The organism is Moorena sp. SIO4A5 (genome assembly GCF_010672005.1).
In the GTDB taxonomy this organism is placed as follows: Bacteria; Cyanobacteriota; Cyanobacteriia; order Cyanobacteriales; family Coleofasciculaceae; genus Moorena.
Genome location: NZ_JAAHHZ010000124.1, coordinates 1 through 17,846, shown reverse-complemented (window position 1 = coordinate 17,846; position 17,846 = coordinate 1). Strand labels below are relative to the sequence as shown.

16 protein-coding genes are annotated in these 17,846 nt (G+C 43.8%); 12 read left to right on the top strand and 4 right to left on the bottom strand.

From position 1 onward, the window contains the following. The 5 genes from F6K57_RS27250 to proX form a co-directional block, all read left to right on the top strand. Positions 1 to 281: iron uptake porin (locus F6K57_RS27250; RefSeq protein WP_293071585.1), on the top strand; the 281-nt coding region annotated here is incomplete at its 5' end. Between the two features lie 4 nt (positions 282 to 285). Continuing rightward, on the top strand, positions 286 to 1,107 hold the full coding sequence (locus F6K57_RS27245) for a Uma2 family endonuclease (protein ID WP_293071584.1): 822 nt from the start codon (positions 286 to 288) through the stop codon (positions 1,105 to 1,107). Positions 1,108 to 1,831: 724 nt separating this feature from the next. Beyond that, entirely contained in the window at positions 1,832 to 2,548 is a 717-nt protein-coding gene (locus tag F6K57_RS27240; RefSeq protein WP_293046751.1) for a Uma2 family endonuclease, read from the top strand. 117 nt (positions 2,549 to 2,665) lie between these two features. Further along, positions 2,666 to 3,883, top strand: coding sequence for a glycine betaine/L-proline ABC transporter ATP-binding protein (locus F6K57_RS27235; protein ID WP_293020986.1), 1,218 nt, complete (start codon positions 2,666 to 2,668; stop codon positions 3,881 to 3,883). Positions 3,884 to 4,047: 164 nt separating this feature from the next. After that, complete coding sequence (gene proX / locus F6K57_RS27230; protein ID WP_293020988.1) at positions 4,048 to 6,069, top strand: glycine betaine/L-proline ABC transporter substrate-binding protein ProX; 2,022 nt, start codon at positions 4,048 to 4,050, stop codon at positions 6,067 to 6,069. Positions 6,070 to 6,503: 434 nt separating this feature from the next. Here proX and lgt read toward each other — a convergent pair whose 3' ends face one another. Further along, positions 6,504 to 7,382: a prolipoprotein diacylglyceryl transferase gene (gene lgt / locus F6K57_RS27225; RefSeq protein WP_293021074.1), complete on the bottom strand. Its 879-nt coding sequence runs from the start codon at positions 7,380 to 7,382 to the stop codon at positions 6,504 to 6,506. 552 nt (positions 7,383 to 7,934) lie between these two features. Here lgt and iscB point away from each other — a divergent pair. From iscB to F6K57_RS27210, 3 genes are all read left to right on the top strand, one after another. After that, complete coding sequence (iscB, locus tag F6K57_RS27220) at positions 7,935 to 9,221, top strand: RNA-guided endonuclease IscB (RefSeq protein ID WP_293071583.1); 1,287 nt, start codon at positions 7,935 to 7,937, stop codon at positions 9,219 to 9,221. An 81-nt stretch (positions 9,222 to 9,302) separates the two neighbouring features. After that, complete coding sequence (locus F6K57_RS27215; protein WP_293020992.1) at positions 9,303 to 10,103, top strand: type 1 glutamine amidotransferase; 801 nt, start codon at positions 9,303 to 9,305, stop codon at positions 10,101 to 10,103. A 254-nt stretch (positions 10,104 to 10,357) separates the two neighbouring features. Then, the gene (locus F6K57_RS27210) at positions 10,358 to 11,167 is read left to right on the top strand and encodes a hypothetical protein (protein ID WP_293020993.1); all 810 of its coding nucleotides are present in this window, start codon (positions 10,358 to 10,360) and stop codon (positions 11,165 to 11,167) included. Positions 11,168 to 11,351: 184 nt separating this feature from the next. Here F6K57_RS27210 and F6K57_RS27205 read toward each other — a convergent pair whose 3' ends face one another. Both F6K57_RS27205 and F6K57_RS27200 read right to left on the bottom strand, forming a co-directional pair. Next, positions 11,352 to 11,738, bottom strand: coding sequence for a hypothetical protein (locus F6K57_RS27205; protein WP_293047109.1), 387 nt, complete (start codon positions 11,736 to 11,738; stop codon positions 11,352 to 11,354). Between the two features lie 243 nt (positions 11,739 to 11,981). Then, positions 11,982 to 12,308: a hypothetical protein gene (locus F6K57_RS27200; protein ID WP_293020995.1), complete on the bottom strand. Its 327-nt coding sequence runs from the start codon at positions 12,306 to 12,308 to the stop codon at positions 11,982 to 11,984. Between the two features lie 174 nt (positions 12,309 to 12,482). Here F6K57_RS27200 and F6K57_RS27195 point away from each other — a divergent pair, with 174 nt between their 5' ends. The 4 genes from F6K57_RS27195 to malQ all read left to right on the top strand — a co-directional run bounded on the left by F6K57_RS27195 (position 12,483) and on the right by malQ (position 17,097). Beyond that, positions 12,483 to 12,764, top strand: coding sequence for a hypothetical protein (locus F6K57_RS27195; protein WP_293020997.1), 282 nt, complete (start codon positions 12,483 to 12,485; stop codon positions 12,762 to 12,764). A gap of 204 nt (positions 12,765 to 12,968) precedes the next feature. Then, positions 12,969 to 15,326 (top strand): NACHT domain-containing NTPase, encoded by a 2,358-nt coding sequence (locus F6K57_RS27190; protein ID WP_293020999.1) that lies wholly within the window; start codon positions 12,969 to 12,971, stop codon positions 15,324 to 15,326. Between the two features lie 45 nt (positions 15,327 to 15,371). Further along, positions 15,372 to 15,509 (top strand): hypothetical protein, encoded by a 138-nt coding sequence (locus tag F6K57_RS27185; RefSeq protein WP_293021001.1) that lies wholly within the window; start codon positions 15,372 to 15,374, stop codon positions 15,507 to 15,509. Between the two features lie 73 nt (positions 15,510 to 15,582). After that, positions 15,583 to 17,097: a 4-alpha-glucanotransferase gene (gene malQ, locus F6K57_RS27180; protein WP_293021003.1), complete on the top strand. Its 1,515-nt coding sequence runs from the start codon at positions 15,583 to 15,585 to the stop codon at positions 17,095 to 17,097. Positions 17,098 to 17,523: 426 nt separating this feature from the next. On the opposite strand, the gene F6K57_RS27175 is transcribed toward malQ, so the two are convergent. Next, the coding region (locus F6K57_RS27175) for a DUF4115 domain-containing protein (RefSeq protein WP_293071582.1) at positions 17,524 to 17,846 on the bottom strand (323 nt) is incomplete at its 5' end.

Below are 17,846 nucleotides of genomic sequence, written 5' to 3'. Positions count from 1 at the left end.
CAGATATTTGGAGCTGGGCAATTACCGCCGCTTTCCCAGACATCGGAAAACTAGGCAGCCAGTTGAATCTAATTGTTGGCATGCCTCCGAGACTAGCTAGTAATGATGTTGCTGGTCGTCGCGATCGCGATGTATCATACCATCTCGAACTGTCTTATCGCTACCCACTCACTGATAGAATCTTTATCACTCCTGGTGTTTTGGTGATTATCGATCCAGAACACAATGATGAAAATGATACCATTGGGGTTGGACTGCTGCGAACCCAGTTTAATTTCTAGTGGGATGGTTCAAAATATTCAACCGAAAACCCTCACTCCCAACCCAGATTTTTCCCAACCCTTTCCCGACCACACCCAATTACCAGAGTCGGATGGCACCTTTGTGTTCGCGGAGCGTGCCGTAGGCAAAAACTTTCAAGAGCATCCCCAAACTCTGCTCCTAACCGATTCAATTGGTTCAGTACTGCAACAGCTTCACCCTGATGGTCAGTACATCATTGGTCAAGATTGCGGCATCTACTGGCGAGAAACCGACCCCCCAGAGACAGGAGCCGAAGCTCCTGATTGGTTCTATATTCCAGATGTTCCCCCCAAGCTTGATGGTCAGATTCGTCGCTCCTACGTGCTTCGTAGGGAATACATTCCACCCCTGATTGCTATCGAACTGGCAAGCAGGGATGGGAGTGAGGAACGGGACAAAACATCACTGGCTCAGCTAGCAACTGTTACCCCTCAGACCAAGGATAAGAAAAAGGGTCAGCGTCCTGGGAAATTCTGGGTCTACGAACGAGTGATGAGGATTCCCTACTACGCCATATTTTTGATCAAGGACAATGAACTAGAAGTCTACAATCTCGTAAATGGATTTTATCAGAAGATGTCACCGAACGAACGGGGTCATTATCCGATTGCTCCGTTAAAAGTAGAACTGGGAAAATGGTCAGGAAGCTACCAGAATCAAACCCAAATCTGGCTGCGATGGTGGGATAGTGAAGGTAATCTATTGCTGACAGGACAAGAACGAGCTGAAAAGGCGGAAGCTGAAGTGGCACGTCTGAGAGCGCTATTACAAGAACGGGGAATTGATCCGGATACGGTTTTGTAGGCCATAAATTTATTGAATCGGGGCGTTTGCCTGGCCTTGCAGCAATAGTAATTTATTTTATAAAAAAAGCCTAATTGATCACAGCGTTTTTCATAGCTATCGGGTACACAGCATTTTTTACTTCTTACCTGCTCCCTAAAATCCAATAATTTGTATCTCAGCCAATTTAAAACTGCTGTAACTGCAACATCTCTTCAGATTTAGACTAGCAAAGAGTTAGTCTATGTAGTCTTGCTAAAAAATGTTTCAATCAAGTATTTTCTGTCAAGTTATACTATAAGTTTAAACACTGTTGACTAGTCAACAGTAACAGTTTTTACTCTGGTTTCTGTATTGAGGACTCAGCACTAAGTACCTGGACAAAAATAAACCTAACTGTATTAATTTGTGTAAAGTTGCCAAAAGTCCCTCTGCTCCCTGCTCCCTGCTCCCTGCTCCCTATTTAAAGAGTTAATTTTAGTTTTGTCCGACTACTTATTTTCAACCGAAGTATTTTTGACAAACGATTTAGGATTGCGATCGCATCAGGTTCACAGAACAGATATACTAGTCTAGGGGAAAGACGTTCGTATCGGCGGTTAACACCGCGCTCTTAGTGCGTTTTTCTTTCCCAGTGATTAGATACCAGGCTTCCAAACGTGACCGTAGATTTGTTGTGACCAGCATAACCAAGACCGAAACAGTATCCCCAACTGCAACCAATAGTGTGGATTGGGAGCCCCCCATGCCACCAACCGATTTAATTTTTGATGATGGAGAACCTTTGGAGAGTGACCGCCACCGCATAGCCATGAACGCCCTGATCCGTTCACTGCGCGTTGCTTTAGCTGACCGAGACGATTACTTTGTTGGGGGCAATATGTTTGTTTACTTCAGTAGTGAACAAGCACGAAACCGGGACTTTCGCGGGCCAGATTTCTTTGTAGTCTTGAATGTAGACGGTAGTCGAGAACGCCAGGGCTGGGTAGTATGGGAAGAACAGGGTCGCTACCCAGATGTAATAATCGAGCTGATGTCCCCCTCCACAAAGCAAGTTGACACAGGTAAAAAGAAGAGCATCTACTGCCAGACCTTCCGAACTCCAAATTATTTTGTCTACCAACCCTTTGACCCAGATTCATTGCAAGGATGGTATTTAGATATAGACAATGGCTACCAGGAGCTAACCCCAAATGAACAAGGGTGGCTATGGTGTCAGCCCTTAGGCTTGTGGTTAGGAGCATGGTCTGGAACCATTGAGGAAACCTCAGCAGTATGGCTGCGCTTTTATGACCGGGATGGGAATCTAGTTCCCTTACCAGAAGAAGCAGCTGAGCAACGAGCTGAAGTAGCTGAGCAACAAGCTGAAGCAGCTGAGCAACGAGCTGAAGTAGCTGAGCAACGAGCTGAGCAATTAGCAGAGAGACTGCGACAGGCAGGGATTGACCCAGATGAAATTTAAGGTGAATGGTCATAAAAATAATAAAAAGTGTGGAGCTTACTGATTAACTGTTAGAACCTAGGAGTTTTGACGAATCACCTTTTCCCCAATGACCTTTTCCCCAATAACCAATTTCTAATGAATAATATTAATTCAAACCCCAAAATTCGTATTGAACATCTGATTAAAATTTATGGCGAAAAACCCCAAGCTGCCCTCAAACTGTTTCGCCAAGGTGGGAGTAGGGATTCTATCTTAGAAAAAACTGGTCAAGTCTTAGGTATTGCTGATGTTTCTCTGACAGTCAATCAAGGAGAATTGTTTGTGGTCATGGGGTTATCCGGTTCCGGAAAATCTACCCTAGCTCGCTGTATTAACCGCTTAATTAATCCCACCAGCGGCAATATCTATATCGATGATGAAGACATTGCCCATGTTGATGAGAAGCGGATGCGAGAGATTCGCCAGAGCAAGGTATCAATGGTGTTTCAGCGATTTGGATTATTTCCCCACAAAACAGTTGCAGAAAATGTCGGGTATGGTCTAAAGGTCCGGGGGATAGATCAAGCCAAACGCCGCAAAAAAGCCTTGGAAACCTTAGAAGTGGTAGGTTTATCCCAATGGGCAGATTATTTACCTTCATCCCTCAGTGGTGGCATGCGTCAACGGGTAGGTTTAGCCCGGGCTTTAGCCACAGATGCCGAGATTTTACTTATGGATGAGGCATTCAGCGCCCTCGACCCTCTGATTCGGCGGGACATGCAGGATGAATTACTGCGACTCCAGACAGAACTGCACAAAACCATTGTATTTATCAGCCATGATATTCAAGAAGCCCTGAAGATGGGCGATCACATAGCAGTGATGAAAGACGGTTATATCGTCCAAACTGGCACACCAGAAGAACTGGTTAACCAACCAGCTGACGACTACATCCGTGCATTCATCCAAGATGTTAACCGCGCCCAAGTCCTAAAAACTGGGTCAATAGCTCGTCAAACCCCTGCCTTAGTTCTTAAAGAAAACTCTGCTAAGGCTGGACTGGAAAAGATGATAGACCATCACCTCCAACAAATGTATGTTGTCGATGAACACAGCAAACCAGTTGGAATTGTCAAGAAACAATGGCTCGAAGCAGTCCTCCAAAAAGGAAGCGAAGACATTACTGAAGTGATGGAAACGGACTTCCCCACAGTCAACGCTTTAACCCACCTAGAAGATATATTTCACCTCTACCGAGATGGACTTCCTGTTGCTGTAGTCGATACTGACGGTACATTCAAAGGAATGGTGGAACAGTCTGATCTGATCGCTAGTATTGGCAAACCTCAAAAGCTTGTCCAAGACAACAGCTGATAGCACCTCAAGTAGCATCTCAAGTAGCGCTTTAGCTGATAGCTGATAGCTGATAGCTGATAGCTGATAGCTGATAGCTGATAGCTGAATGCTGAATGCTTACAAAGAAAATATCTAGATAAATCGACAATCTATACTATAAGAAGGTTCCTCGGAATAGTATTGTGTTCAATTCTTTAATTCTATCCCTTAATAATATCGCAACAAGCCAAGTCGGTCTAGATATTATCTTGAATCCCTTTGAGCTTTATACCTTACCCCTGGACGAGTGGATTACCGCAGTAGTTAATTTCCTAGTTGACAACTTCCGTCCCTTCTTTCAAGCAATTAGCTTGCCCATTACCTGGACTCTGGAAGGGATACAATCGCTTTTCCTATCGATTCCTCCCCTAATTTTCCTGATTATTATGGGCTTGATAGTATGGCAAATTGCTGGGGGTAAAATTGCTATTTATAGCCTTATTGCCTTGACCTTGATTGGCTTTTTTGGAGCTTGGGAACAAGCCATGACTACCCTGGCGCTAGTGGTGACAGCTGTAGTCTTTTGCGTGGTGATTGGCATTTCCCTTGGCATTGCCTGTGCTAGTAGCGATCGCGTGGAGAAATTCCTGCGACCTCTGCTTGATGCCATGCAAACCCTGCCGTCATTCGTCTATCTTGTCCCAGTAGTAATGCTATTTGGCATTGGTGCAGTGCCAGGAGTAATCGCTACTCTAGTCTTTGCTGTTCCCCCCTTGATTCGCCTGACCAACCTAGGTATCCGACAAGTATCTACAGAAGTTGTCGAAGCTGCGATCGCATTTGGCTCAACCCCAATACAAATGCTTTGGGAAGTGCAAATTCCCCTAGCAATGCCAACTATCCTAGCTGGAGTCAACCAAGCCATATTATTAGCACTATCGATGTCGGTGGTGACTTCTATGATTGGTGTCGGGGGACTGGGACAGATGGTCTTACAAGGTCTCGGTCGGGTGAATGTCGGACTAGCTGCTGTGGGAGGATTAAGCATCGTGCTGATTGCGGTGATGCTCGACCGGATCACTCAAGTGGTGAGTCAAGGCAACAACCAAATCCCTTGGCTAGAGCGAGGACCGATTGGTTTTGTGCGTTTGAGGTTAACCAGTAAACCACGGACTGGGACTACTGTTGCTGTAACGGTTTTAGTGGCATTGCTTGTGGGTTTCATCAGCTGGCAACAAATTCCCCAAGCTACAACCGAATTAACTGCATCAGAAATAGCCCTACCTGGGAAAGGGGTGAAGGTACGCTCTACCTATGGTTATCTAGCCGATTCACAATTCATGACACACATCGTTAACACGGCTCTGGAAAAGCTCGGTTACGAGATTGAAAAACCCAAACAACTCCAACCAACCACCAGCCACATCGCTTTGGGTAATAACGACCTCGATTTTACCGCTAGCCACTGGGAAAAGTTACACACAGAATTCTTTGAAAAAAATGGTGGCGAAAAGAAATTAGAGCGAGTTGGAGTTATTGTTTCTGATCTGTTGCAAGGGTATCAGATTGATAAAAAAACTGCTGAAAAATACAATATCACCAATTTGGAACAACTCAAAAACCCTAAAATTGCCAAACTCTTTGACTCCGATGGAGATGGTAAGGCAAATTTAGCCGGTTGTATTCCCGGTTGGGGATGTGAGTTAGTTATTGAGCATCACTTAGATGCTTATGGGCTCAGGGATACTGTCGAACACGACCAAGGAGAATATAGCGTCCTAATTGCGAATAGCATTGCTCGCTACAAACAAGGAAAACCCGTCTTATACTACACTTGGACTCCCCTGTGGCTGGCTACGGTATTAAAACCAGGTGAGGATGTGGTTTGGCTAGAAGTTGCCCAAACCAATCTACCAGAAGCCCAGAAAGGGTTGACAGAAAAACATACTTCAATCGATGGTAAAAATCTCGGATTTGCGGTGGATCGGGTTCGCTTTGTGGCCAACAAAAAATTTATAGCAGCCAACCCAGCCGCCAGAAAATTGTTTGAGCGATTTAAGATGTCGATTGAGGATATTAATGCTGAAAGCCTACGGGCCGAAAAGGGGGAAAATAGCCCAGCAGATATCCGTCGCCATAGCCAAGAATGGATTAAAAAGAATCAAAAGTTGTTTGATAGCTGGGTTGAAGAAGCTAGAAACGTTGGAGAAACTTCTGGAATTTGAGGTTTCCTATAATTTACGAGAACATGAATATTGTCAAACTTGAATAATTGGTCATTGGTAAAGGGTAATTGGTATTTGTGATTAATCCCGAGTTATAGCAGAAGTCAGAAGTCAGAAGTCAGAAGTCAGAAGTCAAACTCTTGCGCTTACTTAGGTTTGAGACTTTTGTCATGTCCGCGCCTGCCCTGGGGACTGCTATACCAGAGACTCACCTATAGGTAACATGCCCTCGAATCATCCGTTGCGCGATCGTAAGCATTAAGCCGTTGGCTGATAGCTGATAGCTGATAGCTTACGCGCGATCTTTCCAATATCACAACTTATCACAGATTGCCATATTCCAAAATTGTCCGGATTAACCTGATCTACCCAGTAAAAATAAAGTGGTAGATGCACCCTGGTGAAGTCCTAGAGCTAAACTCTGGGGCTTTTTTTTATTTAGATACCGTATCCCACTGCTGATTATCGGCTGGAACAACATCTGGCAAAGACCGACCCATCCAATACAGCCACCCTAAACCAGCAACTCCCAATGCGATCGCAACCAAACTGACCACTTGAGCAATGCGTAATGGACCGAGCATCAGACTATCCATCCGCAATCCCTCAATCCAGAAGCGACCAGTACTATAGGCGACCATATAAACTAGAGCCATCGTCCCTACCTTCAGATGGGGTTTGCGGCGTAAATCCCGAAAGAACAGAGTCATCAGTAACCCAAAGACCAATAAGTTCCACACAGACTCATACAGAAAGGTGGGATGGAAATAGTCAAAATTCTGAAACCCTGGGGGACGCTGTAGTGGTGGAATATACAATTTCCAAGGCAAATCTGTGGGAGCCCCAAAGGCTTCGGAATTAAAGAAATTACCCCAACGTCCGATTGCTTGACCTAATATCAGGGAAGGAACTACTAGATCAACTAACAGCCAGACAGAAAGTTTATTAAGGCGGGCAAAAATTGTTGCAGCTAAGATACCACCCAAGATAGCGCCATGAATGGCAATGCCACCATTCCAAATCGCAATAATTTGGTCTGGACGCTGGGCGTATTGTTCCCACTGAAACAAGACATAGTAAAGTCTGGCACCAGGAATCGCAGAAATCACCAGCCAGATAGCTAAGTCGCCCAACAAATCTGGGTTAACGTTACGACCCTTGGCTAGGTATTGGGACAGGCTAACTCCAATTAACACTGCTGAGGCAATCAATAGTCCGTACCAGCGGATTGTTAGGGGTCCGAGTTCAACGATTATTGGCCCAGGAGAACTAAATTGGAACCCTAGGGTTAGAGCAGAGATTGCTTGCAGCATTGATTTATCCATAGGCAGCAAACCACAAGTTTCATTGTAGTCTCCTACAGCATCGGTTAAGTCATCAGAAAACTAGGTCAATTGATAATGGGGTGATGAGAGGATGGGATGATGGGGTGTAATGGTAATAGAAATATCTTGATCAAGTGCTTGGTCGAGGTATCGCACTTTGTCAGCCATGCAAAGCGCGAGTGGGGGAAACCCCCCTCAGGCCACTGCATCGCTTGTCAACTTCTATTACTTGACCAGGTCTCTAGCATTCTCTAATCTGGAGTGCAATGGTGCGAAGCAAAAGCTTGGATCAGCTTCTCCCATAACTGCTCAGCACCTAGTAAAAGCCTTGGTAATTTCCGGCAAAACTCGGAAATTTACCTAACTAGGTTGCAGACCAAGGATTAATTTCCTACGTTGTTTTGGTCATGATACCTGGGAGTGAACTCCAGCTCCCAGCTCTATCGTCAACCATTAAGGTGAAGGCAAAATGTGTGGTTGACACGACAAGCCATTACAACATGGTCGAGGAAAACATTACCGATTTGAGACGCACTAAAAATGCAGAATTATGTATTAGTTATTGACACAGACAAACAACCATTAAACCCCATATCCCCCAAGAAAGCGCGTCGATTGTTAGATAAAGGAAAAGCTGCGGTTTTTAGGATGTATCCATTCACGATTATCCTCAAGGCTGCAATCGCCAATCCGACTATCTCCCCTTGTCAAATCAAAATAGATCCAGGCAGTAAGGTGACTGGGTTTGCTCTAGTCCAGGACGACCAAGTTATTTGGGGAATGGAGCTAGAACACAGAGGAGGATTGATAAAGAAAAAACTAGAATCTAGAAGTGGCGTTAGGGGTGGGAGGCGTAATCGCAATACCCGTTACAGGAAGCCAAGATTTCTTAATCGTAAGCGTCCAGAGGGTTGGATTCCTCCCAGTCTAGAACACAGGGTTTTGACTATTGAAACCTGGGTAAGACGACTAACTAAGTTTTGTCCAGTCAATGAGATTTGGATTGAAATAGTCAAGTTTGACACTCAAAAAATGCAGGATCCTGAAATCAATGGGGTGGAATACCAACAAGGTGAACTAGCCGGGTATGAGGTGAGGGAATATTTACTTGAGAAGTGGGGGAGGGAGTGCGCCTATTGTGGCAAGCAAAATATTCCCCTACAGATTGAGCACATTCACCCAAAATCCAAAGGAGGCAGTGATTCGGCAAAGCCGACGCTACGCGAACGGGTCAGCAATCTTTGTCTAGCTTGTGAAAAATGTAATCAACGAAAAGGCAATAGACCTATTGAAGAATTCCTAAAAAAGAAACCAGGCTTGCTACAAAAAATCAAAAACAAGGCGCTTTCGCCATTGAGAGATGCAGCAGCGGTCAATACAACTCGGAACAAAGTAGTAAAGGTACTCAACGAAATAAAACCTGTGGTTACTGGCACGGGTGCTCAGACCAAATACAACCGGACTAAGTTGGGACTACCCAAGCAGCATTGGATTGATGCAGCTTGTGTTGGAGACGTTGAAGCTTTGGTGTTGAGAACCTATCAACCGCTAGTAGTTACCTGCAAAGGACAGGGAGGCAGGCAAAAAGCTGCGCTCAATAAATATGGCTACCCCATTAGACATAACCCATTGAAACCCATCAAAGGTTGGTCTAGTGGTGATATAGCTAAAAACCTTTTGACGGGGGAGTTTGGGAGGGTTAATCCCAGAAGCAAAAGCAACTCCTTTAATTACACGGTTCCCGGAAAAAAGGCGATAAGCTTGCACGTCAAGAATTTACTCAGAGTTCACAGAAAGGATGGTTATACTTATGGGTTTTGCCGATAAATACCAAGAATTATCTGGAAATAGTCCTCCTATTACATACAGACAGTATAAGGCGAACAACCAAATCACCTTCAACCCAAGATGAATTCCGAACAACTAGAATTAACTATAGGCTGGCTTTACCCTACCCTAATGAGTACCTACGGCGATCGCGGTAATGTGATCTGCTTACAACAACGAACCCAGTGGCGAGGCATTAGAGTCAATCTAATCCCCCTGGATCAGCAAACCCCTGCTGAGCAATTCTATCAAGTGGATATCTTCATGGGTGGTGGTGCTCAAGATAGACAGCAAGAAATTGTTATGCGAGACTTACAAGGTAGCAAAGCCAATGCCCTACAAGAAAAAATTGAAGGAGGTACACCGGGGGTATTTACCTGTGGCTCACCTCAATTGCTAGGTCACTACTATGAACCTGCTCTAGGTAAGCGGATTCAGGGATTAGGGTTGCTGGATTTGGTCAGCAAGCATCCTGGCGTAGATGCTCGCCGTTGCATTGGTAATGTGGTATTTGAGATTACTGCATCACCCCTAGCCCAAGACTTAAAGGCTATGCTCGGGAAAACTCCAGTAGTGATTGGTTTTGAAAATCACGGTGGTCGTACCTATTTAGGTAATGTCGAACCCCTAGCTCAAGTGGTAAAAGGATATGGTAACAATGGGGAAGATGGCACAGAAGGGGCATTTTATCGAAATGCGATCGCAACCTACTCCCACGGTCCGCTGTTACCGAAAAACCCCTTTATTGCTGATTGGCTGATCCAAACTGCCCTCAAGCAAAAGTATCATATACCAGTGTCATTAGAACCACTGGATGATACCTTAGCAACCAAGGCACGGATAGCGATGTTTAAACGTCTTGCTCTGACTAACCTGAGTTAACTAAGACTACTAGCAAGAAGCCGTGACTATTACGGGTAATGGGTAATCGGGATTGGTAGAAATGTCCACTAATTACTAATAATCCACAGTCCCGACTTTAGTGGATAGCCCCTTAATGGCTCGTAAACGAATAAACTACTAAGTATACCCCCTCCCAAGCAGTTGAGCGAGGGATAAGGTGCGGTTAAAACCGCGCTTTGTCGTAGTTCCTCCGCGCTTTAAAAAGACGCGGTTTCCCTACCCCGTGAAGTCAGATGACTGGAAAAGTAATCGATAGCAGTGCCACTGGAATTCTCATTCTGATCATCCCCTTCGCATTGGTGATGGTTCTGTTGCTAAAGGCATGGCCGATCGTACTGGCAATGCTAATCTTGATTATCATCATCAGGCTTTGGCAGCAATATCAATGGCAGAAGTGGACTCGGAAAGTTAATCCCTTCTTCAATCAACTGATTAAAGATAACCAAGGTTGTCTGACACCCATTGACTTGTCGATCAAGGCAGATATTTCTGGAACTGCAGCGAAACAGTATTTAGAGAAAAAGGCACAGGAGTTTGGAGCTCAGAGTCGAACCTATGATGACATTGGCACTGTTTATTACTTTCTGACTGCTAGCGCTCTCGGTAGTATCTTTGATGAGAGTGAACCATCCTTCGAGCCTGAAAGTGAATCCTCCTTCGAGCCTGAGAGTGAATCCAACACCAGTCAACCAACCCCGTCTTTAGAACTACAGGTCCAAAAAGATGAGTTCTCTACCAGTGAAATCCCAAAATTGGTAGAAACTCCACGATCACAAGAATCTGTTGCCTCAAAACTAGCTGCCTTTACTGCTGATGCTTCAGGTGATCAAAAAAACTCGGTCAAAAAGAAGCAGGATAAGAAAGTTTATCAACCTCTGATCCAAGCCGAATTAGCGAAGCGACTGAATGTTCATTCCAGCACAGTTGGTAAACGTAAATCTGATGCCGACTTTTCACAATGGAGTCAAAGTAAAGATCCAGACGGAATTGCCTGGGAATATTCATCACAGAGAAAGGAGTTCTTGCCAATTGTGAACAATTAGGAAAATCTCGATCGTGAATAAATTTTAATTAGTCATTATTAATAATTAGCAATTTGTTCTTTGTCATATCTACCCAATCACCAATGACTAATCAGCCAGCTTCCCAGAATGATAAGTATTCAAAGGTGAATTATATCATACTAGCAATGATATGATAATACCTAAGGTTAGAAGAAGCTGGAAACTAGGAAATGGAATGAGCAAGTTCTGCCTGGGTTGGGGAATTAAACCTGTCCAGAGCATCCCATTTATTCAACACTTGGGATTTGAGTTGTTCAAATTTTATCTTTAGTATGCGTCTGCTGACTATGGGTTGAGCTATAGGTTGTGAGGTTTGACCAGTATTAGCCGACTCTTGTAACATGTGGCATTGTTGGGGTGTAAGCGTTACGGTCATTACCTGGTTACAGCGTTGTGGTTCTTCAGTGGAAAACAACAGTAGTCGATAGAAGCCTTTATCTGCTAAGCAACGAGTAATGGTCTGAACTTTCGAGGTTTTCAAGTCTAGATAGCAAGGGAGTAACCGAGAGTCCTGTGCTGTAGACTCAAGCACAGTAACCCATAGTAGCATAGGATGAGGCGAATTGATGAAGACAAATTGACTGTGGGGCTTGCTGAATAGATAATACTGAATTTCCTGTGGGGATAACATCAAGCATAATGTGGCAAAATTTCCCAAGCTGCTTGGTAAAATTGCTGGAAATACAATTTTGCTAATTGGTTTATCCAGGGGCCAGGGTTGCTGTAGACACACTTGTAACATTTTAACTCCTGATTATCTATTTATAGTGTAATAAACCTATGAATAGCATCATTAAAAACTCCCTAAGCTAAAAGCAGAATCAATGAAATATTTCTGGCTAACCGTTGATGCTGTTAATTGGTTAAACTTGACATTCCATAATTTTTCAGGTAAACTTTCCACACTCCCTAAGGATGATAGTGATAAACTATTCAAGGGGTAAGTAGATTCTTGAGCGACTACTTCCTTAACGCCATCCTTATAATTCTGGAAAAACTTATTATTCATAAGGGTTGCAGAGATAAAATTTTCAGTCATTGGGGGAATCCCATTGACAAACATCAGGCAGGTAGTGACAGCAGCTGCTTCGATAAAGGTTCTCCAATAACGATGGTTCATAAGTAGAGTTAAGTTGATTGAGATATAGAAATAAGCCTTAGTATGACACCAAGTCAGTAATCAATGAAGGTCGTTATCATACCGTTAGTCATGGTTCACAGTCCTCTTCACCGAACGCCTAAAGTGTACGAAAAATTACTGAACTGAATTGATGCTATAGTTTCAGGATGAAGTTTGGATGTTTGCGATTGCGTTTTTGTTGTGTTTGAGTTGATGTATACCAATGACTCACCAGAAATGGGAGAGGGTGAAAAGGAAAAAGGCTTGCAGGCAACATGGATATCCTCTTGCCTCACGTTTAACGTCATCTTTTGTCCGAGAACAATCAACGGTCGGACCCTTGAGAGTGGGATAGAAGAAAATATAGCAATCCGATTTGAGTTGTCAAACACCAGAAAAGGGGCAGAGGAACCTCAGACCGGAAGTGGAGGAACAGAAGTAAGAATCTCACCATAGGTTCTTTTTCACAAATGATTGAGGATTTCTATATACTTCTCACCCCATCACCCCATCACCCCATCACCCCATCACCCCATCACCCCATCACCCCCTCTGATCAAAAATTTCCCATTGTGATCCGTTCCTTGTGGCTCTTGACCTATTTTTCGGGAAATCTATAGATGAGTGTCGAAAGATTTTTCAGTAAATTAAGCTTGAGCTATGGCAAAGCGATCTCTCCAGGCATCTCCAGACGGCATCAAAAAAGCCAAACAGGCTTTTGAACGCAAGGGATGGACACAAGAATATTTTGCGGGTGAAATCGGCATAGAAACTCGCCAACCGATTTGGAAGTTTTTTGCCGGTAAACCCGTTGACCGCCGCGTTTTTAGCGAAATCTGCTTTCATCTGGATTTGGAGATGGAAGACATTGTCGCTATACCAGAAGATGCTCAGATAGATGCAGAAAAGAAAGCAGCTGAGGACAAAAGTAGAGTTGATGCCATCGTCACCAAAGTGCGATCGCACTACCATGACAAAATTCAAAATCAGTGTGGCACTCTACGCCTATTAGATATTGCTCGACCGGTTAGTTTAGATCACATCTACGTGGATGTGAATATTCTCGAAGAAATCACTAGTCAACGATGGTTGGAAATTGACGATTTGCAAGGCTTCCCAGCGGAGGAATTTGACCGCTTGGGTATAGGCAAAGTGCGCCGGGAAAGCATACCAGGACTGCAAGCGGTAGAACGCTATCCTAAAATGATGGTGCTAGGTAAACCTGGCTCTGGGAAAACCACCTTTTTGCAATATCTGGCTATTCAGTGCAATCAAGGAAATTTTCAATCGGATCGGGTTCCGATGTTGATTCGATTGAAAAACTTTGCCGAGGATGCTATGATCGAATGTAGTTTCAGCCTATTTAACTACATTAATCAAGAGCTTCAAAGTTGTGGTATTTCAGAACAAGATATTGAAACTATCCTCAGCTATGGCAGAGCCTTGATCTTAATGGATGGCTTGGATGAAGTCCCGGAAAGTGCCAGTAATCAAGTTATTCAACAAATTCGTAAGATTTCAGAAAAGTATTACAAAAATCAGCTGATTATCACATGTCGCATTGCAGCTCAACAGTATCGATTTCAGGGATTTACTGAGGTTGAGATTGCTGACTTCAAACCAGCACAAATTCAACACTTTGCTAAAAAGTGGTTTGTGGCGGTAGCAAGGAATGACCCAGAATCAGGTTTGGAGAAAGCATCTCTGTTTATCGAGCAGATGAAGCTGCCAGAAAATCAGCAAATTAGAGAACTAGCAACAACACCAGTCTTGCTGAATCTAGCCTGTCTGGTTTTTCAAACCAAAGCTGACTTTCCTGTAAAACGCTCTGATCTTTACCAGCAAGGACTAGACTTACTACTGATTCGCTGGGATGAAGCCCGGGGTGTTAAGCGAGATGATATTTATCGTAATTTATCCTTGCCCCACAAGCTAGAATTACTTTCTCAATTAGCAGTTATCACCTTTGAGCAAGGGGAGTATTTCTTTGAAGAAATTCGGCTGCAACAATTAATTGCTGATTATTTACGGAAATTACCAGCAACTCAAAGCAACCAGGCAGCTCTAGAATTAGATAGCTTAGCAGTACTCAAATCTATTGAGGTGCAGCATGGACTATTGGTAGAGCGGGCAAGACGAATCTACTCATTCTCGCATCTGACATTTCAAGAGTATTTTACCGCCAGAGCGATTGTGATCGGCACTGGGATGTCTTTGTCACAGCTAGTCGAACACCTACAGGAGAAACGTTGGCGGGAAGTATTTTTACTCACAGCACAAATGTTGCCAGATGCTGATCAGCTATTGTTGCTGATCAAGCAACAGATTAATCGGTTAGTCTGTTCAGAAATGGTGCTTGACTCAGTCAAACTGACACCAAGCGCTATGGCTTTAGATGATAACTTGACAAAGTTCTTGAACTGGATCGAGATCAAATCCCTCGAGATCTATACTCCCTACAAGCCAGCAGCAGTCCGTGCTTTTTACATGACCCTTGCCCTTCCTCCTAGCCATCCTCTTTCCCGGAATCAAGCCTTAGCTTTGGCTATTGATCACAGACTAGGAGGAGAGTTGGGTAGTGAACTTGCCCTAGATTTAGCTTTAGATCATGCTTTAGCTGTTGCCCAAGCTATGACAGCAGAACTAGTTTACGACCGACTCAGTGCTCTTTACCTTGCCCTTGATTTGAATCACCTGACTGGGATTGAGTCTATCGGAGACTATCTAGAGAAGCTTAAAAATCAGCTACCTGACCTAGATGATGACGACCGAGATAGTATTCAAGAATGGTGGCAAAGTCATGGTGCGGAATGGGTATCACAATTAAGAGCCTTGATGATAGAGCATCGCAATATTGGTCACCAATGGCATTTGACCAAGACATCCCAAGATTGGTTAGAGCAGTATAGTCGTGTTAATCACTTGCTAGTAGAGTGCCTCAATAGTAATTGTCAGCTGAGTCTGACGGTGCGCAAAGAAATAGAAGATACGTTGTTGTTGCCCCTGTGCCACTCGTAATTGATCCCTCACGGTCGATGTTGACCTGAAGGGGTGACAAGTAGGTTGTCACCCCTTCAAGCTTTAACCTACCCTAAACCGAATACGGGGCGAACAACCTTGGCCTTGGCCTTGGCCAAAAGGCCACGCTACGCGAATGGGCCACGCTACGCGAATGGCCACGCGTGCGCGTTCAACCCTTAACCCTTAAGCCTTTTTGACCCGTGCTACGGTGATAATGTCGTCAGGCTTACTTACTATTGTTGATTGCTTTTTTATGCCTTTTCCGAGATCTAGTGGTCTTTTGCTCCATCCGACATCCCTACCTAGTCCCTTTGGTATTGGTGACTTAGGTTTACAGGCTTATCAATTCATTGAATTTTTGGCACAAAGCGCCCAGCAATACTGGCAAATATTGCCCCTTGGTCCGATTGGGTATGGTAACTCTCCCTATGACTCTTACTCAGCCATGGCAGGCAATCCCCTGCTCATTAGCCCAGAACAATTGCAAAAGCAGGGACGGCTGTTGGATGAAGACTTTGCCAATCTACCAGAGTTTCCCCTTGACTCAGTGGATTATGATCAGGTAATTCAAACCAAGATGCCCCTGTTTTACAAAGCTTGCGATCGCTTCCGTGCCAACGCCTCACCCCAACAGCACCAGAAATTTACAGAATTTTGTCAAGCAAAAGCCAGCTGGTTGGAAGACTATGCTTTATTTATGGCTGTTCGTGATGGGTTTGACCAGAGTAGCTGGCATACTTGGGAACCAGACATTGCTATGGCTCAACCCAAAGCAGTTGAGTATTGGCGGCAGAAATTGCAGGATGAAATTTATTTCTACAAATACCTACAGTTTGAGTTTTTCTGCCAGTGGTCAGCTCTCAAACAGTACGCCAACCATCACCAGATCCAGATTATTGGTGATATTCCAATTTATGTGGCTCACGATAGTGCTGATGTCTGGGCTCATCGGGAAATCTTTGCCATTGATCACGAAACTGGCGAACCCACACTCATGGCTGGGGTGCCTCCGGACTATTTCAGTGCCACAGGTCAGTTGTGGGGTAATCCAGTATACAACTGGAAACAGTTAGAGGCAGATAACTTCCGATGGTGGATACAACGCTTCCAAACCATCTTGGAGTATGTAGACATTGTGCGGATTGACCATTTCCGGGGATTTGAAGCCTACTGGCAAGTCAAGCAAGGAGAAACAACTGCCATCACTGGAGAATGGGTTAAGGCACCAGGAAAAGAATTTTTTGAAGTACTCCAAGACAAGTTGGGAAATTTGCCAATTATTGCCGAAGATTTAGGGATCATCACTCCAGAAGTAGAAGCATTACGCTCACGGTTCCAGTTTCCTGGTATGAAAATTTTACAGTTTGCCTTTAGTGGGGGATCAAGTAACCCTTACTTACCGTTTAACTATGTCCGCAACTGTGTGGTTTACACTGGTACCCATGATAATGACACAACAGTAGGTTGGTTTAAAAAACTCTCTGCTGAAGATAAGCAGATTATAATTAATTACTGTGGACCAGTTAGCGAAGAAGGCATCCATTGGGATTTAATCCGATTAGCGCTCAGTAGTATTGCCAACCAAGCGATTATTCCTGTGCAAGATATTTTAGGTCTGGACACAGATGCTCGAATGAATTTTCCCAGTACCGTGGAAGGTAACTGGCAATGGCGCTATCGACCGAATGCGTTGAGTGAAGAATTGGCTAATCGCCTCAAAATCCTCACTCACACTTACGGTCGTGCTCCCGTCAGTTCTGACTATTAAGCCTAGTCATATTATATTCGAATAGTTTTAACAATTAATCCTATTAAGATTAATCCTACTTAAGTCATTATTGGTTGTTTATAATTTGACAAATGTTAATTATTAATTTACAATCGTCAAATCACAATCCTATTATATACAAGGGATTAACTGGGCTTTATATAAGTTAAGTCGTTGCTATAGTATTTTAAGTTGATATGTTCAACTTTAATTGATTAACAAAGTTAACAGGTAACATTAGGAAAGAGAGCCGACAATTGTTTGGTGTTATGGTCAATCAGCATTGGTTTTCATACATATATTTTGAATTTGAAATAATATAGGTTGTGATTTTTTTATTAAAATCTATAGGTTTTTGCTCCCAATTATCTGCTTTTTTAATGTTTAATATTGATTAGTTTAATCCTTTTCCCCTAGAAAGCTTGACTACTGGAGAGAGGGTCTAGGTTTAGCGGCAAAGGTTAATGCTTCTACTGCACCAGGAGCCCCCATCTGCTTTGCCTGTTGGTTATTGAACTCAACAATTACATTCCCAGCATCGCCAGCTTTAACAAATAGTTTTTCGTTAGCAACCCAAGTCTTCTGGGTTCCTTCTTCTAGGATGCCTTCATATTCTTTCTTCCCATCTGCCACGATCAGAAGCCAAGATCTACCTTTGAGAGTGATATCCACCTGAACTGGCTTATTTGGACCCGACGGTATCTTGGTTAAGGCTAACTGCGCTTGGGAGTTAGTTTGATCTAAATTAC

What these genes read in the sequence shown, in the direction of transcription:
- malQ (WP_293021003.1), top strand. Translation starts at nt 15,583, where the DNA reads ATGCCTTTTCCGAGATCTAGTGGTCTTTTGCTCCATCCGACATCCCTA.
- iscB (WP_293071583.1), top strand. Translation starts at nt 7,935, where the DNA reads ATGCAGAATTATGTATTAGTTATTGACACAGACAAACAACCATTAAAC.
- F6K57_RS27205 (WP_293047109.1), bottom strand. Translation starts at nt 11,738, where the DNA reads ATGCTACTATGGGTTACTGTGCTTGAGTCTACAGCACAGGACTCTCGG.
- F6K57_RS27240 (WP_293046751.1), top strand. Translation starts at nt 1,832, where the DNA reads ATGCCACCAACCGATTTAATTTTTGATGATGGAGAACCTTTGGAGAGT.
- F6K57_RS27210 (WP_293020993.1), top strand. Translation starts at nt 10,358, where the DNA reads ATGACTGGAAAAGTAATCGATAGCAGTGCCACTGGAATTCTCATTCTG.
- F6K57_RS27200 (WP_293020995.1), bottom strand. Translation starts at nt 12,308, where the DNA reads ATGAACCATCGTTATTGGAGAACCTTTATCGAAGCAGCTGCTGTCACT.
- F6K57_RS27190 (WP_293020999.1), top strand. Translation starts at nt 12,969, where the DNA reads ATGGCAAAGCGATCTCTCCAGGCATCTCCAGACGGCATCAAAAAAGCC.
- lgt (WP_293021074.1), bottom strand. Translation starts at nt 7,382, where the DNA reads ATGCTGCAAGCAATCTCTGCTCTAACCCTAGGGTTCCAATTTAGTTCT.
- F6K57_RS27235 (WP_293020986.1), top strand. Translation starts at nt 2,666, where the DNA reads ATGAATAATATTAATTCAAACCCCAAAATTCGTATTGAACATCTGATT.
- F6K57_RS27215 (WP_293020992.1), top strand. Translation starts at nt 9,303, where the DNA reads ATGAATTCCGAACAACTAGAATTAACTATAGGCTGGCTTTACCCTACC.
- F6K57_RS27245 (WP_293071584.1), top strand. Translation starts at nt 286, where the DNA reads ATGGTTCAAAATATTCAACCGAAAACCCTCACTCCCAACCCAGATTTT.